21 protein-coding genes and 4 tRNA genes are annotated in these 16,127 nt (G+C 41.8%); 1 reads left to right on the top strand and 24 read right to left on the bottom strand.

Annotated elements, in window-relative coordinates:
* From Q7U33_RS03000 to Q7U33_RS02950, 11 genes are all read right to left on the bottom strand, one after another.
* A partial coding sequence (locus Q7U33_RS03000) for a GTP-binding protein (protein WP_033453371.1) occupies window positions 1–98 on the bottom strand: 98 nt, incomplete at its 3' end.
* Window positions 99–270: 172 nt separating this feature from the next.
* Window positions 271–345: transfer RNA gene (locus Q7U33_RS02995), tRNA-Thr, on the bottom strand.
* 25 nt (window positions 346–370) lie between these two features.
* A tRNA-Gly gene (locus Q7U33_RS02990) sits at window positions 371–446 on the bottom strand.
* A gap of 76 nt (window positions 447–522) precedes the next feature.
* Window positions 523–607: transfer RNA gene (locus tag Q7U33_RS02985), tRNA-Tyr, on the bottom strand.
* Between the two features lie 72 nt (window positions 608–679).
* Window positions 680–755, bottom strand: a tRNA-Thr gene (locus Q7U33_RS02980).
* A gap of 46 nt (window positions 756–801) precedes the next feature.
* Window positions 802–1,224 carry a ClpXP protease specificity-enhancing factor gene (locus Q7U33_RS02975; RefSeq protein WP_304858102.1) on the bottom strand — a complete coding sequence of 141 codons (423 nt, stop codon included), beginning with the start codon at window positions 1,222–1,224 and terminating at the stop codon, window positions 802–804.
* A 104-nt stretch (window positions 1,225–1,328) separates the two neighbouring features.
* A complete protein-coding gene (locus Q7U33_RS02970; protein WP_304858101.1) occupies window positions 1,329–1,928 on the bottom strand; it encodes a glutathione S-transferase N-terminal domain-containing protein in 600 nt (199 codons plus the stop codon).
* Between the two features lie 3 nt (window positions 1,929–1,931).
* On the bottom strand, window positions 1,932–2,639 hold the full coding sequence (locus tag Q7U33_RS02965; RefSeq protein WP_304858100.1) for a cytochrome c1: 708 nt from the start codon (window positions 2,637–2,639) through the stop codon (window positions 1,932–1,934).
* Between the two features lie 5 nt (window positions 2,640–2,644).
* A complete protein-coding gene (locus tag Q7U33_RS02960; RefSeq protein WP_304858099.1) occupies window positions 2,645–3,943 on the bottom strand; it encodes a cytochrome b N-terminal domain-containing protein in 1,299 nt (432 codons plus the stop codon).
* Window positions 3,944–3,945: 2 nt separating this feature from the next.
* On the bottom strand, window positions 3,946–4,584 hold the full coding sequence (gene petA, locus Q7U33_RS02955; protein WP_304858098.1) for a ubiquinol-cytochrome c reductase iron-sulfur subunit: 639 nt from the start codon (window positions 4,582–4,584) through the stop codon (window positions 3,946–3,948).
* A 248-nt stretch (window positions 4,585–4,832) separates the two neighbouring features.
* Window positions 4,833–5,582, bottom strand: a complete 750-nt coding sequence (locus Q7U33_RS02950; RefSeq protein ID WP_304858097.1) for a Nif3-like dinuclear metal center hexameric protein — start codon at window positions 5,580–5,582, stop codon at window positions 4,833–4,835.
* Between the two features lie 136 nt (window positions 5,583–5,718).
* Here Q7U33_RS02950 and Q7U33_RS02945 point away from each other — a divergent pair, with 136 nt between their 5' ends.
* Window positions 5,719–6,891, top strand: a complete 1,173-nt coding sequence (locus Q7U33_RS02945; protein ID WP_304858096.1) for a Do family serine endopeptidase — start codon at window positions 5,719–5,721, stop codon at window positions 6,889–6,891.
* Between the two features lie 7 nt (window positions 6,892–6,898).
* On the opposite strand, the gene tatC is transcribed toward Q7U33_RS02945, so the two are convergent.
* The 13 genes from tatC to hisD all read right to left on the bottom strand — a co-directional run bounded on the left by tatC (window position 6,899) and on the right by hisD (window position 16,121).
* Complete coding sequence (gene tatC / locus Q7U33_RS02940; RefSeq protein WP_304858095.1) at window positions 6,899–7,639, bottom strand: twin-arginine translocase subunit TatC; 741 nt, start codon at window positions 7,637–7,639, stop codon at window positions 6,899–6,901.
* 8 nt (window positions 7,640–7,647) lie between these two features.
* Window positions 7,648–8,004, bottom strand: coding sequence for a Sec-independent protein translocase protein TatB (tatB, locus tag Q7U33_RS02935; RefSeq protein ID WP_304858094.1), 357 nt, complete (start codon window positions 8,002–8,004; stop codon window positions 7,648–7,650).
* A 51-nt stretch (window positions 8,005–8,055) separates the two neighbouring features.
* Window positions 8,056–8,406, bottom strand: a complete 351-nt coding sequence (gene tatA, locus Q7U33_RS02930) for a Sec-independent protein translocase subunit TatA (protein WP_304858093.1) — start codon at window positions 8,404–8,406, stop codon at window positions 8,056–8,058.
* A 29-nt stretch (window positions 8,407–8,435) separates the two neighbouring features.
* Window positions 8,436–8,774 (bottom strand): histidine triad nucleotide-binding protein, encoded by a 339-nt coding sequence (locus Q7U33_RS02925; RefSeq protein ID WP_304858092.1) that lies wholly within the window; start codon window positions 8,772–8,774, stop codon window positions 8,436–8,438.
* A 75-nt stretch (window positions 8,775–8,849) separates the two neighbouring features.
* Window positions 8,850–9,173 (bottom strand): phosphoribosyl-ATP diphosphatase, encoded by a 324-nt coding sequence (locus Q7U33_RS02920; protein ID WP_304858104.1) that lies wholly within the window; start codon window positions 9,171–9,173, stop codon window positions 8,850–8,852.
* A gap of 4 nt (window positions 9,174–9,177) precedes the next feature.
* Window positions 9,178–9,564, bottom strand: a complete 387-nt coding sequence (gene hisI / locus Q7U33_RS02915) for a phosphoribosyl-AMP cyclohydrolase (RefSeq protein WP_304858091.1) — start codon at window positions 9,562–9,564, stop codon at window positions 9,178–9,180.
* Between the two features lie 96 nt (window positions 9,565–9,660).
* On the bottom strand, window positions 9,661–10,428 hold the full coding sequence (hisF, locus tag Q7U33_RS02910) for an imidazole glycerol phosphate synthase subunit HisF (RefSeq protein ID WP_304858090.1): 768 nt from the start codon (window positions 10,426–10,428) through the stop codon (window positions 9,661–9,663).
* Window positions 10,429–10,438: 10 nt separating this feature from the next.
* A complete protein-coding gene (gene hisA / locus Q7U33_RS02905) occupies window positions 10,439–11,179 on the bottom strand; it encodes a 1-(5-phosphoribosyl)-5-[(5-phosphoribosylamino)methylideneamino]imidazole-4-carboxamide isomerase (RefSeq protein ID WP_036301888.1) in 741 nt (246 codons plus the stop codon).
* A gap of 74 nt (window positions 11,180–11,253) precedes the next feature.
* Window positions 11,254–11,916: an imidazole glycerol phosphate synthase subunit HisH gene (gene hisH, locus Q7U33_RS02900; RefSeq protein WP_304858089.1), complete on the bottom strand. Its 663-nt coding sequence runs from the start codon at window positions 11,914–11,916 to the stop codon at window positions 11,254–11,256.
* Window positions 11,917–11,965: 49 nt separating this feature from the next.
* The gene (gene hisB / locus Q7U33_RS02895; RefSeq protein WP_036301884.1) at window positions 11,966–12,553 is read right to left on the bottom strand and encodes an imidazoleglycerol-phosphate dehydratase HisB; all 588 of its coding nucleotides are present in this window, start codon (window positions 12,551–12,553) and stop codon (window positions 11,966–11,968) included.
* Window positions 12,554–12,700: 147 nt separating this feature from the next.
* Window positions 12,701–13,378 carry a 3-hexulose-6-phosphate synthase gene (gene hxlA / locus Q7U33_RS02890; RefSeq protein WP_304858088.1) on the bottom strand — a complete coding sequence of 226 codons (678 nt, stop codon included), beginning with the start codon at window positions 13,376–13,378 and terminating at the stop codon, window positions 12,701–12,703.
* Window positions 13,379–13,622: 244 nt separating this feature from the next.
* Window positions 13,623–14,684, bottom strand: a complete 1,062-nt coding sequence (gene hisC / locus Q7U33_RS02885) for a histidinol-phosphate transaminase (protein ID WP_304858087.1) — start codon at window positions 14,682–14,684, stop codon at window positions 13,623–13,625.
* A 141-nt stretch (window positions 14,685–14,825) separates the two neighbouring features.
* A complete protein-coding gene (hisD, locus tag Q7U33_RS02880) occupies window positions 14,826–16,121 on the bottom strand; it encodes a histidinol dehydrogenase (RefSeq protein WP_304858086.1) in 1,296 nt (431 codons plus the stop codon).
* Between the last annotated feature and the right edge of the window lie 6 nt (window positions 16,122–16,127).

Raw genomic sequence — 16,127 nt, 5'->3', positions numbered from 1 at the left:
GTGATCGCTGCTGTTAGTGTTGTCTTACCATGGTCAACGTGGCCAATCGTACCTACGTTAACGTGCGGCTTGGTCCGCTCAAATTTACCTTTTGCCATTGCTTCAGTCCTTTACAATATTTTATTAACCATAAGTTTTATTAGAATTAATAAAACTTGTTCAAATCATCATGCCCGACATTTCACCATGCGGCTACTTATCATCAAGCACACTATACCAACAACCTCTAACCGCCACAGCAACTTGCCATTTACTAGCACGTAAGCTTTATGGTGCCCATGGCGGGAATCGGACCCGCGACCTCTCCCTTACCAAGGGAGTGCTCTACCACTGAGCCACATGGGCGCTTAAATCCGCTACAGCCAACTGGTGGAGCGGGCGACGAGGTTCGAACTCGCGACATCTTGCTTGGAAGGCAAGTGCTCTACCAACTGAGCTACACCCGCGTACATGTTGCATAACGCCAACAAGCTCAAATTACCGCAACTTACTATATGCTTTAAAACGTTATGTTTTACAAACTGGTGGAGGGGGAAGGATTCGAACCTTCGTACTCTGAGAGAACGGATTTACAGTCCGTCGCCTTTAACCACTCGGCCACCCCTCCTCACCGAACCCGCGATTATGCTGAAAATTTGACTTGCTGTCAAATGTATAAAAGGGAATTTGCTAAGAATTCTGGTGCCGGGTATCGGAATCGAACTGATGACCTTCGCATTACAAGTGCGCTGCTCTACCAACTGAGCTAACCCGGCGTTTTCGTGAGATGCGTATTATACGCAGTTTTCGAAAAATGTTAAGTTATTTTACTATTTTTAATATAGGTTTTTTACTTTTTATTAATTCTTCTTTATTTTCAACAACTTTTGCATCTACATCAGCTTTTGAAAGTTCCACATCTTCTTGCTCTGATTCAGCCTCAAAAAACATACCTTGTCCATTTTCTCGTGCAAATATACCTCTTATCGCACTCATGGGAACATATATATTTTGTGACACTCCACCAAAGCGGGCAGAGAATACCACAGAATCATTGTCTATGTGTAAATCTTTAGTTGCGCCGTAATTAACATTTAAAACAATTTCACCATCTTTAACATACGCCATTGGTACTCGCGTTTGCGCATTCACTGCAATTATCAAATGTGGCGTTAGATTGTTATCTACACACCACTCATGAAGCGCACGTAACATATATGGTTTTGTTGGAATTAATTCAGACATATTTAACGAACCCAATAGGATAGCTTCAGTTACGCACTTGTAGAGTAATGGCGTTTAATTTCAACAACTTTAATTAAACGCCACCCAAATGCTATTTAGACAGCTTACTTACGCATTGCTTTTTCTGAAGGCGTCATTGCATCTGCATACAATGGCCTTGAGAACAAACGCTCTGCATATTTTAAAATTGGTGCAGCTTGATTTGGCAGGTCAATACCGTAATGCCCTAAACGCCAAAGTAACGGCGTTACCGCAACATCCAACATCGAGTAGTCATCTCCTAACAGATAATTCTGTTTAGAGAAAATAGGCACTAATTGACACAAGTTATCACGTATCGTGGCACGCGCTTTATCCGCTTTTTCTTGATCATCAGATTCGATATCAACAATATGACTAAACAAGTCTTTTTCAAAACTATACAAGAACAATCTAGCACGTGCGCGCATCACTGGATCTGGCGGCATCAACTGCGGATGAGGAAAACGCTCATCAATATATTCATTGATAATATTAGCTTCTGACAATACCAAGTCACGTTCCACCAACACTGGCACATGGTTATATGGATTAATAACCGCTAAATCTTCTGGTTTATTTGCCAAGTCGACATCAATCACCTGAAAATCCATGCCTTTTTCAAATAAAACAATTCGGCAGCGGTGGCTATAGGGATCCGTTGTCCCTGAGTACAAAGTCATCATAATTTAATGTATTTCCTTCCAGTAAGCTTTTTTAAGTTTGTATGTTAGTACTAATAACACACCTAAAAATAGCAAGACAAACCAACCGAGTTGGTTTCTTTGATGCTTTGCTGGTTCAGCCATGTAAGCCATAAAGTTTGTTAAATCACCCACCAAAACATCGTATTCTTCGACAGACAGCTTGCCAGGTTTAACAAGTTTCAGTGCATGAGTTTCATGATTCAACTCTTGCTCACCCTGTAACCCATAAAGCACATGCGGCATACCAACCTTATCAAACACCGTATTATTCCAGCCCGTTGCTCTAGTGCTATCACGGTAGAACCCGCGCATATAGGTATAAACCCAGTCTGCACCACGCGCACGCACCTCTACTGACAAATCAGGTGGCGCAGCACCAAACCATTTCATCGCATCCTTCTTATTGATAGCCACTTTCATCGTGTCACCAATTTTTTCACCTGCCAGCAACAAATTATCTTTGATTTGCTTTTCAGTTAAACCAATCTCCAACAATCTGTTATAGCGCATGTAGTTAGCGCTATGGCAGTTTAAGCAATAGTTAACGAAAGTACGCGCACCACGCTGCAATGACTCATGATCAGCAGCATCAATCGGCGCCTTATCCAAACTAACACTTTCACTCGCACTCACTGCCAAAGGCATCGCAAGGAAAGGCATCAACAACAAAGTTAACAATAATTTTTTCATGGTTATTATCCTGTTACCCTTTCTGGCACTGGTTTAGTCTTATCTTTTTTCGTATACCAAGGCATCAAAATAAAGAACAAGAAATAAACCGCTGTAAAGATACGCGCAACTACTGTAGCGCGATCAGCACCACCCATCCATGCACCGAACTGCCCCCAAATATTTGATGGCACAGTACCAAGATAGCCAAGCACCAAGAAACTGATAACAAATGCAAGCAACCATTGTTTATATAGCATCCCGCGGTAACGAATTGATTTCACTGGACTCTTATCCAACCAAGGCAGGAATGCAAACGCCACTACAGACAAGCCCATTGCAGCCACACCTGGAAATTGTGAGTTCAAGATGGGCGGAACAGCTCGCAAAATAGAGTAGTACGGTGTGAAATACCAAACTGGCGCAATGTGTGCTGGCGTTTTTAGTGGATCAGCAGGCACAAAGTTATTTGCCTCAAGGAAATAGCCACCCATTTCTGGTGCAAAGAAAACAATTGCTGAGAAAACAATTAGGAACACTGATACACCAACCAAGTCTTTTACGGTGTAATAAGGATGGAAAGGAATACCATCTAATGGAAACCCTGTTTTCTTATCTTTCAGCTTTTTAATCTCAATACCATCTGGGTTATTTGAGCCAACTTCATGCAAAGCAATTAAGTGAGCAACAACCAAGCCAACCAATACAAAAGGTAAAGCAATTACATGGAAAGCAAAAAAGCGATTCAAGGTTGCATCAGATACCAAATAGTCACCACGCAACCACTCTGAAACATCAGGCCCAATCAATGGAATCGCAGAGAACAAGTTAACAATTACTTGCGCACCCCAGTAAGACATTTGACCCCATGGTAATAGGTAACCAAAGAATGCCTCACCCATCAACACCAAGAAGATTCCAACACCGAACAACCAAATCAATTCACGTGGATTTCTATAAGATCCGTAAATAATACCGCGGAACATGTGTAGATAAACGACAACAAAGAACATAGACGCGCCAGTTGAGTGCATGTAGCGAATCAACCAACCCCATGGCACATCACGCATGATGTATTCCACTGAGCCGAATGCTAAGTCCGCATCTGGTTTGTAATGCATTGTCAGGAAAATACCTGTTAGTATTTGCAGCACCAATACCAACAATGCCAAAGAACCAAAGAAGTACCAGAAGTTAAAATTCTTTGGCGCGTAATACTCGGTTAAATGCGCTTTGACATTACTAGTCAACGGAAAACGTGCATCAACCCAATTTAAACCGTCATTTAAAGCGCTTGATAGCGCTGATTTATTTTTATCAGTCATGATTATGCTTTCTCTTCAGTATCAACACCAATCAGAAGTAGATTCTCACTCAAATATTTATGTGGCGGCACTACCAAATTGATAGGTGCAGGTGAGCCCTTAAATACGCGACCTGCTAGATCGAACTTAGAGCCATGACAAGGACAGAAGAATCCACCCGTCCAACCTTCACCCATATCACCACCACGCTGTAATTTTTCGCTTGGCGAACAACCCAAATGCGTACAAATACCAACCACAACAGCAAGGTTAGGCTTAAGTGAACGACTCTCATTTTTACAATATTCAGGTTGTTGTGATGTAACATCAGACGCAGGATCTGATAATTGATCATCATGCTTAGCTAATTCAGCAGTCATTTCATCAGTACGATTGATAATCCAAACTGGTTGGCCACGCCATTCAGCTGTAAGCATAGTACCTGGTTCAATCTTACTAATATCAACTTCTACTGGCGCACCCGCAGCTTTTGCACGCTCACTTGGCGTCATGCTTTTCACAAAGGGCACTGCTACCGCAGCACAACCCAACGCCCCCACCGCAGAGGTGGCTATTAAAAAGTTACGCTTATCTAAATCTACTTGAGAACACTCGCGCATTTGCGAGTCAGCCTGCTGATTGTCATTTTGGTTGTCTGACATGTTTTCCTCTTGCTCGAAAGGATTGACTGGATACAGACGCCGCACCTACGCGAGGTAACAACGTCAACTTTACTAAAACACTTAACATTAAGCGCGAACAGCTATTTCCTAATTAGAAAAAAGCTTGAACACTTAATCACAGCCAAAGCAATTAAAATGTAGGCGAGGCTTCATGTTTAGGCGCCAGATTATACAATTTTTTGACCACCAATTAAAGCTTTATTTATTAAGTTACTGAAATAAAACGATTAAACAGGATTGTGAATATCTATAAATTCATGTTCTAAGTTAAATTTATCTGCCAAATGGCGTCCTAATGCCTGCACCCCATAGCGCTCTGTTGCATGATGTCCTGCAGAAATATACGCAACACCCGACTCGAGTGACTGATGTGTAGTTTGTTCAGAAATTTCGCCACTGATAAATAGATCTACATCTAGCGCTATCGCTTGATCTATATAACCTTGCGCTGCCCCAGTACACCAAGCTACCTTGTTTATCTTTTTAGCTGGCTCACCAATAGCCATTACTTTGCGCCTCAAACGATGCTCTACCAACAAAACTATTTCCGATAGAGGCAACTCCATTTCAAGTTCAGTGTATGCAAGCAAGCTATCTGACCCCACGTAACTTTGGGGCTTAAATCCCAACAAATTGCCAAGCTGCACATTGTTACCCAACTCTCCATGTGCATCCAACGGTAAATGGAATGCCATTAAGTTAATATCATGCGCCAACAAGAATTTAAGGCGTCTTTGTTTAATACCAACAATCTCAGATGCTTCATTTTTCCAGAAATATCCATGGTGCACTAAAATCAAATCAGCACTAGCTTTATGTGCAGCCTCTAATAGCGCCATGCTGGCAGTTACACCAGTAACAATCTTATTAATTTCAACTCGCCCTTCTACTTGCAAGCCATTAGGACAGTAATCTTTGAAACGCTCTACTTGCATCAGTTGTTGGGTATAATGCGTTAACTCATTGATTTTTACCATAAGCTTGAGACCTTTAAAATGTTAGTCTATTGATTTTCAATATTGTTAACTCAATATCAAAAATCATTAGGTGAGATGTATTTGAGATACTAAAGCAACTTTGATTAAATTTAATTACCATACTAAGAATTAAAAAATGAACAATTCGCTACATAAAAGATTATGGCTAATTTTTGCGCAAGCAGCCACCATATGTATGGCTTTAATATTTGCTTCACGCATTTTCTACCCCAATCTCCTTAACTTCAGAGAACCTGTGGTCGTTGTAAAACAAGCAGAGCCTGCTTCAGCCACCACCCCTTCCAACTCATACAGCCTAGCAGCAAAAAAAGCCATGCCTGCTGTTGTGAATATCTTTACCAGTAAAAAACAGCGCGTCAGTCCACATCAGGATTTTCTAGATGACCCTGCATTTCGCCACTTTTTTGGCGACCAGCTAGATGAGCTAGAAATTCCATCACAAACTGAAAATAGCCTTGGCTCTGGTGTTATCGTTAGTACACAAGGCTTGATTTTAACCAACAACCACGTGATTGCCACTGCGGATGCTATTGAGGTCGCTTTATCTGATGGCAGAAAAATGACCGCTAAAGTAGTAGGTACCGACCCAGACACAGACCTAGCACTTATTAAAGTAGATGCCAATAATTTACCTGCAATTACTTTTGCCAGCTCCGACTCATTAAACGTCGGTGACGTAGTATTAGCGATTGGCAATCCATTTGGCGTAGGGCAAACAGTGACTCAAGGGATTGTTAGCGCACTTGGTCGTAGCCATCTAGGGATTAATATTTATGAAAACTTCATACAAACAGATGCCTCGATTAACCCTGGCAATTCAGGCGGCGCATTAATCGATACAGAGGGAAATCTGGTTGGTATCAACAGTGCAATCTACTCACGCAGTGGCGGCTCTATGGGAATTGGGTTTGCAATCCCAACTACATTAGCTAAACAAGTGATGGAACAAATTGTAGCGCAAGGCAATGTTACTCGCGGATGGATTGGTATTGAGGCACAGGACATCACCCCTGAGCTAGCAGAGTCATTCAGATTAAACAAAGCTCAAGGCGCTTTAATTGCGGGCGTACTGAGAAATAGTCCAGCAGATAAAGCTGGCCTCCGCGCGGGAGATATATTGGTGGCAATTGAGGGTAAAGCGGTTAAAGACAGTGGAACCATGCTTAATTTAATCGCAGCATTAAAACCAAATCAAAAGGCGACGGTGCAAATTATTCGAGCTAGCGCTATTGTTGACATTACAATCGTGATTGGCAAGCGTCCAAAACCTGCAATGGCAATGGAATAAAATCGACTTAAGCTGGCGGTAAAATTTTAGGTTCACTTTCCTTTGTAGTAAACCTTGCCACAACGATACCCAACTCATAAAGCAGCCACATAGGCACTGCAAGCATGAATTGTGAAATCACATCTGGCGGTGTCACTATAGCCCCAATGACAAACGCGCCGACAACAATGTAACCTCTCGCCTCTTGTAGCGCACTTATTGTTACCCATCCAAAACGCACCACTATTACCACGGCAATAGGCACTTCAAATGCCAACCCAAACGCAAAGAACAGCGTAATGACAAAATCCAAGTAATTTCCTATATCAGTCATCACTGCAACCCCCTCAGGTGCAGTGCCCACAATAAACCCAAATATCACTGGGAAAACAAGAAAATAGGCAAAAGCCATACCGGCAAGAAACAAAAAGCTACTGGCCACAATGATAGGTACCATCAACTTCTTTTCATGGGCATATAAACCTGGTGCAACGAATGACCAAACTTGATATAAAGTATGCGGCAATGAAAGTACAAAAGCAGCCATCATCGCAACCTTCATTGGCACAAAGAACGGTGTAGTGACGGCCGTCGCAATCATCTGACCGCCTGACGGAAGCTTGCTTAACAATGGCGCAGCAAGTAATGCGTAAATTTCATTCGCAAATGGGAACAGCAGAATAAAAACAACGATAAAACCTATTACGATACGCAGTAAACGGTTTCTTAACTCGATTAAGTGGGAAATGAAATTTTCTGTAGGTGTCACAGCGGGCGCTAATCTTTAATTGGAGAGTGGGATTCTTGAGGTTTTATAGCAGAGGCTGCCGTGTCATCGACTTCCTGAATTGTATTCTGATTATCTGCGCCAACTGTATCCGCAAGATAATTAGCACCACCCTGAAAACCTGACTGCGCACTGTCCGTTGCTTGCTGAATCTCTTGCTGAAGCTTCTGCAACTCAGCAAAACGCGACTCACGATTCACTTCATCTTTAATTTGTGTCATATAACGTTGCATACGTCCGACCACAGTACCAATCGTGCGTGCTACTTTAGGTAATCTTTCAGGGCCTATCACGATCAGTGCAACAATCGCAATGACAACTAACTCAGAAAATGCAATATCAAACATTCTGCCTAGATCCTATTACGAATGATGCGCCATAGCTAATATTCCATGCAGCTATTTAGCGGCAGTAGTGGCTTTAGTTTTTGCGGGGGCCTTTTTTACAGTTGTCGACTTTGCTTTAGGCGCCGGCTTACTAGCTGCGGGTTTTGCTGGTGCTCTTTTTTTAGGCGTTGGCTTAGGTGCAGCAACCTCAACAGCCTCACCCTCAATTAAAACTGAACTATTTGCAACTTGCGCATGCTCAGTTGTATCAGCAGCAGCATTCTTACCATCATTAACCGCATCTTTGAAGTTTTTTACTGCGCCACCAACATCACTACCAATATTACGAAGTTTTTTTGTACCAAACACGAGCACCACAATGAGTAAAACTACTAACCAATGCCACCAAGCTCCGATTCCCATTGTAAATCTCCTTAATAAATATGTTTAAACTATGTTTTAGGTAGTGTATTGCCGCCACCAAACACATGCATGTGTATATGGAACACTTCCTGACCGCCCTCGCGCCCAGTATTAATCATCGTGCGAAAACCAGTCAATCCTTGTTGTTTGGCTAACTCAGGCGCTAGCAATAACATCTTACCCAATAATGCCTGATGTTGCGAGCCGCAACTTATCAAACTTTCAATATGCTGCTTGGGTACAATTAAGAAGTGTACTTTAGTAATAGGATGTATATCATGAAAAGCAATCACATCCTCATCTTCATAAATTCTCTTTGACGGAATGTCACCTTGAACAATCTTACAAAAAATACAATCAGTACTCATTTTTATTCTTTCAATTTTCAGCTTTATATCAACTAAAGAATCATTAAACTTAAGCTATCTTTTGAATAAGTCGTACTAGTCGCCCTTATTGCGACTAGCTTTCTCATCAATACCTGACAAACCTTCTCGCCTAGCCAGCTCCAACAAAACATCTTGTGGTTTTAAGTCTACTTTCGCCAGCATAATCATCGTATGGAACCACAAGTCGGCTGTTTCATAGATAATCTCATCTTTATTACCACCTTTGGCGGCAATCACAGTTTCCGTGGCTTCCTCGCCTACTTTCTTAAGAATACTGTCCATTCCTTTAGCGTACAACTTTGCAACATAAGACGATGCAGGATCTGCAGATTTGCGCTGCTCCAACAACTCTGAAAGTCGAGTTAACACATCATTCATATCATCACTCATGCTTATAAATTTCTTCTGGGTTTTTAATGACAGGCTGGTCTACCTCCCAGACACCCTCTTTTAAAACTTTAAAAAAGCAATTATGCCGACCAGTATGGCAAGCAATACCACCAACTTGTTCGACCTTAAGCAAAATCACATCCTCATCGCAATCTAAGCGAATTTCGTGTATCTTTTGAACATGGCCAGACTCTTCGCCCTTATGCCACAACCGATTACGCGACCTTGACCAGTAGACGGCTCGATTGGTTTCACTACTTAACTGTAAGGCCTCACGGTTCATCCATGCGAACATTAACACACGGCCAGTGTCGTACTCTTGAGCAATAACAGGAACAAGACCATTGACATCCCAAGCAACTTCATCTAACCAACTCATCAGATACCTTACCTATTGAAACTTCTGTTTAATTTACATGGTTAGAGTCACAACCTAAAAAGGTAACACTCTGAAAGTATTTAACTTTAAAGACTATTACAGCCTAACCTCAATGCCATGTTGTGCCATGTACTCTTTTGCCTGTCTTACCGTATATTCGCCATAGTGAAAAATACTTGCCGCTAACACTGCGTCAGCGCCACCTTCTTTAACCCCATCAACTAGATGCTGCAAATTACCTACACCACCTGAAGCAATAATCGGCACTTCTACTGCATTGCTAATCGCCTTATTAAGTGGATTATTAAATCCAATTTTGGTGCCATCTCTGTCCATGCTAGTGACCAGCAACTCTCCAGCACCAAGGCTCACCATATACTCTGCCCACTTAACCGCGTCTAAACCCGTTGCCTTACGCCCGCCGTGCGTAAACACTTCCCATTCGAATGGTTGGTTATCTACTTTTTTTGCATCGATAGCCACAACAATGCATTGCGAACCAAACTTAGCTGCGGCAGCTTGCACCATTTTTGGATTAAGCACGGCTGTTGTGTTGATACTGACTTTATCAGCACCTGCGTTTAACAAACGGCGCACATCTTCAACTTCGCGCACGCCACCACCCACTGTTAATGGGATAAACACCTGACTGGCGACTTCTTCAATGATATGCAGAATAAGCCCTCGGTTATCCGAGCTTGCCGTGATATCTAGAAAAGTAAGTTCGTCAGCACCCTGCTCGTCGTAGCGCCTAGCAATCTCTACTGGGTCGCCAGCATCCCTAAGCTCCAGAAAATTAACACCCTTTACTACACGCCCATTAGTGACATCCAAGCAAGGAATAATACGTTTGGCTAATCCCATCAACTAAACCTTATGCACTTAACTCATCAGCAAGCTTCTGTGCAGCTGCAAAGTCTAAGGTACCTTCATAAATTGCACGGCCTGTAATCGTACCAATAATGCCTTCATTGGCTACCGCACATAGTTTTTTAACATCGTCTAAGTTTGTTACGCCGCCAGAAGCAATAACAGGAATTGTTAGGGCTTGTGCCAATGCAACTGTCGCTTCGATATTGACGCCCGTTAACATGCCATCACGACCGATATCCGTGTAAACAATCGACTCAACACCGTAATCTTCGAATTTTTTTGCTAAATCAATCACATCATGGCCTGTTAATTTAGACCAGCCATCAATCGCCACTTTCCCATCTTTAGCGTCTAAACCCACCATAATCTGCCCAGGGAAGGCATAACAAGCCTCATGTAGGAAGCCAGGCGTTTTGACTGCTGCAGTACCGATAATGACATAGTCAATACCACTATCTAAATAGCGTTCGATGGTATCTAAATCTCGAATACCACCACCTAATTGAATTGGAATATCGCCACCGACAGCACTTACAATAGATTTAATCGCGCCCTCATTTACAGGCTTACCTGCAAAAGCGCCATTTAAATCAACAAGGTGTAAGCGCTTGCCGCCGAGATCAACCCAATGCCTAGCCATCGCGCCTGGGTCTTCTGAGAATACGGTTGATTCTTCCATCAAACCTTGTTTCAGTCTGACGCAGTGACCATCTTTTAAATCAATTGCTGGGATTATTAACATAGTAAAAATTAATTTTTATATACGAAAAAGTTAAAAAGAAGAAAAGCTATTACTTATATTTAAGGCTAACCTATTTAGTTTGGTGACCAGTCAACAAAGTTACTCAACAATTGCAAGCCAGCATTAGCGCTCTTTTCTGGATGAAACTGTACTGCAAATAAATTATCTTTAGCAACAGCACAAGTAAAACGATTAGGATAATGGGTAAAACCAGCCACGATATTGTCATCTTCAGGTTGCACATAATAGCTATGTACATAATAAAATCTGGCACCATCTTCTATACTATGCCATAACGGATGTACATTAGCATCTAGATTGCGATGTTGATACACCTGATTCCAACCCATATGAGGCACCTTCAGCTTCTCACCTTGGCTATCAACCATATCTTCAGTTGCAAATCTTTTCACGCTACCTTTAAATAAACCTAAGCCAGCTGCGTCGCCTTCCTCAGAGTGTTCAAATAGCATCTGAAGGCCGATACAAATTCCCAAAAATGGTTTATTTTGTGCTGCATCCAATACCGCTGTCCGTAAACCTCTGGCATCCAACTCTCTGATGCAATCTGGCATCGCACCCTGACCAGGAAATACAACCCGAGACGCTTTTGCAACATCATCAGGATGACTAGTCACGACCACGTTTTTTGTAGGTGCGACATGCTCTAATGCTTTTGACACTGAGCGTAAATTACCCATGCCATAATCAACTACTGCAATATCAATTGTACTCATATTTTAAATCCTGCCTAAGGTCATGTCTCAAGGATGCGCTTTGGCAGACTTACAAACTACCCTTTGTGGATGGCATAATCCCAGCCATACGTGCGTCCAACTCTACTGCCATACGCAATGCGCGCCCAAAGGCTTTAAATATGGTTTCAGCTTGATGGTGTGCATTATGACCTTTTAAATTATCAATATGCAAAGTGACGTTGGCATGATTTACAAAACCCTGAAAGAACTCATGTACCAAATCAACATCAAAACTACCAATAGCGGCACGTGTAAATGTACAGCCGAATTCTAATCCTGGGCGCCCAGAAATATCTAACACTACTCTTGATAGCGCTTCATCTAATGGCACATAAGCGTGCCCATAACGACGAATGCCTTTTTTATCGCCTACTGCCTGCGCAAATGCCTGACCAAGCGTAATGCCAATATCCTCAACGGTGTGGTGTGCATCAATATGCAAATCACCCTTAGCGTTCACTTCAATATCCATCATGCCATGACGCGCGATTTGGTCTAGCATGTGATCTAAGAAGCCTAAGCCAGTATTAAATTGAGAAACGCCAGTGCCATCTAAGTTGATGCTCACCGTAATTTGAGTTTCTAAAGTATTCCTAGTAATTTTAGCGTTACGCATAAGTGTAATGTTTTATGTTATCAGCCTGCATTTTAACCCATTAAAAGGTTGTAACACATAGCTACATGATGAATTTAAAATCTAAAATAAAAAAACCCCAGTTTTAAGACTGGGGTTTTCATTTTACTACTTAGATATCAATAGATATTAGCTAAATAATTTTTTGATCCAGCCGAACAAACCACCTGTAGATCCGCCATGAGCGATTGCAGTGATTTCTGCAGCAGAAGCAGCTGGGTCAGCAGCACCGTAGATTGCAGCACCAGCAACAATGATTGTTGCGCCAGCGTCACGTACTTGTGCAGCTGTAGCCGCTTTAACGCCACCAGCAACTGAAATTTCAAGACCTAAGTTCAAACCAGCAACTAATGCTAAGTCAGCAAATGGTGTTTGACCAGCAGCTTGTTGATCTAAACCAGTGTGAACGCCAATGATGTGCGCGCCTAATTTAGCAACTTCTTGTGTGCGTGCTTTTTTATCAGCAACATTGATCAAGTCATCTTGTGCTTTTTTACCGTATTTGTTAGCTACATCAATCACGCCTTTGATTGTACCGATGTCTGAAGTACCCAATACTGTACAAATGTCAGCACCAGCTTTGTAGAATGGTTCAGCTTCGTAGAAACCAGCATCCATTGTTTTCAAGTCAACTAAGATTTTGTTGTTTGGGAACTTAGCACGTAATGTTTGAAGTAATTTGATACCGTTATGCTTAATGCATGGTGTACCAATTTCTAAAATATCTACGTGTGGCGCAACTTTAGCTGCTAAAGCAACTGTTGCGTCGAAATCTAATGAGTCTAATGCCATTTGGGTTTGTGCCACGATACATCCTCCAACTAATAATAAATCAAAATTAATGACTTACCTAGGTTAAAAATACAGATTGAAAATAATTATTATATTGTGCACAAAACGCACATTTCGCTATCATAACCGCACTTCGTGTCAAAATTCAAACTTTTCGTGCTTAATTTACATGTTTTATCTATATTGCACGTTTAAATTCTTAAATTCATTCACTTAGGCAGCCCGCACATGCAATATTTTAAGCTAACTTTCACCACAATTAAGCTAAAAGTGCTCTTAATGCCTTAAGCAATAACTCAGACTGATTATCAGTACCTATCGTAATACGTAAGTAGGGAGCTATTCGATTTGGCGACTTAAAATGACGCACAATAACACTGTGCTCACGCAATCCTGAACTTAACTCAGCTCCATCTCGTATTTTATGTTTAGCAAATATAAAATTCGCACCAGAGGGTAATACATCAAAACCTAATGCCTCTAAGTCTTTAACTAGCGCCTCACGCGTAGCAACAACCTTAGCACACGTTTCATCAAAGTACTCAACATCTAGCATCGCCGCCGTAGCGCCTGCTGAAGCAAAACGATCGATAGGGTACGAGTTAAAGCTATCCTTAACTCGTACCAAGGCTTCTATCAATTCCACCGACCCAAGCGCATAGCCAACACGCAGACCAGCCAACGAGCGTGCTTTAGACAATGTATGCGTCACTAGCAAGTTAGGATATTGATTAATTAAACTTACTGCAGACTCCGTTCCAAAATCCACATAAGCCTCATCTATCACCACTACGGATTCGGCATTGTTTTGCAATAGCCATTCGATTTTCGCAAGCGGCAACGGCATGCCAGTTGGCGCGTTCGGATTAGGAAATATAATACCGCCATTTGGTTTCTTATAATCTTCCACACAAATGCTAAAGTCTTCAGCTAATGGAATCGTTTGATAGGCAATGTCATATAGTCCGCAATACACAGGATAAAAGCTATAAGTAATATCAGGAAATAACAAAGGCTTATCATGCTTTAACAATGCTTGAAACACATGCGCTAATACCTCATCAGATCCATTACCCACAAACACCTGACTACTATCTAAATGATGTACCTGAGCAATTGCAGTTCTTAAAGCATCAGAATTTGGGTCTGGATATAGGCGTAACGTCTCTGCAGCCTCAAGCTTCAAGGCTTCAATCACTTTCGGACTTGGTCCATAAGGATTTTCATTGGTATTCAACTTCACCAAATTATTAATTTTTGGTTGCTCGCCTGGCACATAAGGGGTGAGCTTATGAACGACATCACTCCAATATTTACTCATACCAAAACCTCGGACACATTCTTTGTGATCACGTCTTCCAACGTGAAATTAATTAATAGGTGTTATTACCAAACTGATATACGCTTGATTGATCGCTTTAAGCATGTATCACTAAGACAAATACTTAAAGCGATTAAAAGACTATTTAAGACGATATTCAGCAGAGCGTGCATGCGCTTGCAGACCTTCACCATAAGCCAAAGTGGCAGCTACTTTACCCAGCACTTGCGCACCTTCTGAAGATACCATAATCAAGCTTGAGCGCTTTTGGAAGTCATATACACCTAATGGTGATGAAAACCTTGCAGTACGTGAAGTAGGCAAGACATGATTTGGCCCCGCACAGTAATCACCTAAGGCCTCACAGGTATCACGACCCATAAAAATAGCGCCCGCATGTTTAATTTTTTTGCTAAAGGCTAATGGCTCTTCAATAGACAATTCCAAATGCTCAGGCGCAATATAGTTACTAATTTCTGCTGCTTCATCTAAATCACTTACGTGAATTAAAGCACCTCGATCTGTCAATGAAGTCGTAATAATTTCTTTACGTGGCATTTCTTGTACCAATTTCTCGATACTAGCAGCGACCTGATCCAAGAAGCCAGCATCAGGACTTAGCAAAATAGATTGTGCTAACTCATCATGCTCAGCTTGTGAGAATAAATCCATCGCAATCCAGTCTGGATTTGTTTTACCGTCACAAATAACTAAAATCTCAGAAGGTCCAGCCACCATGTCAATACCCACTACGCCAAATACACGACGTTTAGCGGCAGCAACATAAGCATTACCTGGTCCTACAATTTTATCAACTTGCGGTACGGTTTCAGTACCATATGCCAAAGCACCAACGGCTTGCGCGCCACCGAGACAGAACACACGATCAACCCCACACACAGCTGCGGCAGCCAACACTAGTTGATTTTTCTCACCATTAGGGGTTGGTACAACCATAATAAGTTCTTGCACGCCGGCCACTTTTGCGGGTATCGCATTCATCAACACTGAAGATGGATAAGCGGCTTTACCTCCTGGCACATATAAACCAACACGATCAAGCGAAGTTACTTGTTGACCAAGTAAAGTGCCATCAGCTTCTGTGTAACTCCATGAACTCATCAACTGTTTTTCATGATAGCTTCTCACTCGGTCTGCGGCTGTTTGTAATGCTACACGCTGATCAGCTGGCAAGCCATTTAATGCCGCAACCAACTCTGCTTGGCTGATTTCAAGTTCGCTGATTTTGCTAGCGTTCGTTTTATCAAAACGATTGGTATATTCAAGCACAGCCGCATCACCGCGATTTTTAACATCTTTTAAGATATTAGCCACCACAACATCAATGCTATCGTCTTGCGCAGTTTCAAATGCAAGCAATTGTTTTAAGTTCGCTTGGAAATCACTATCTGAAGTAGAAAAACGTCTAATATTCATATGATT

Source organism: Methylotenera sp., assembly GCF_030653755.1.
Taxonomy (GTDB): domain Bacteria; phylum Pseudomonadota; class Gammaproteobacteria; order Burkholderiales; family Methylophilaceae; genus Methylotenera.
This window is presented reverse-complemented; position numbering and strand designations above follow the sequence as displayed.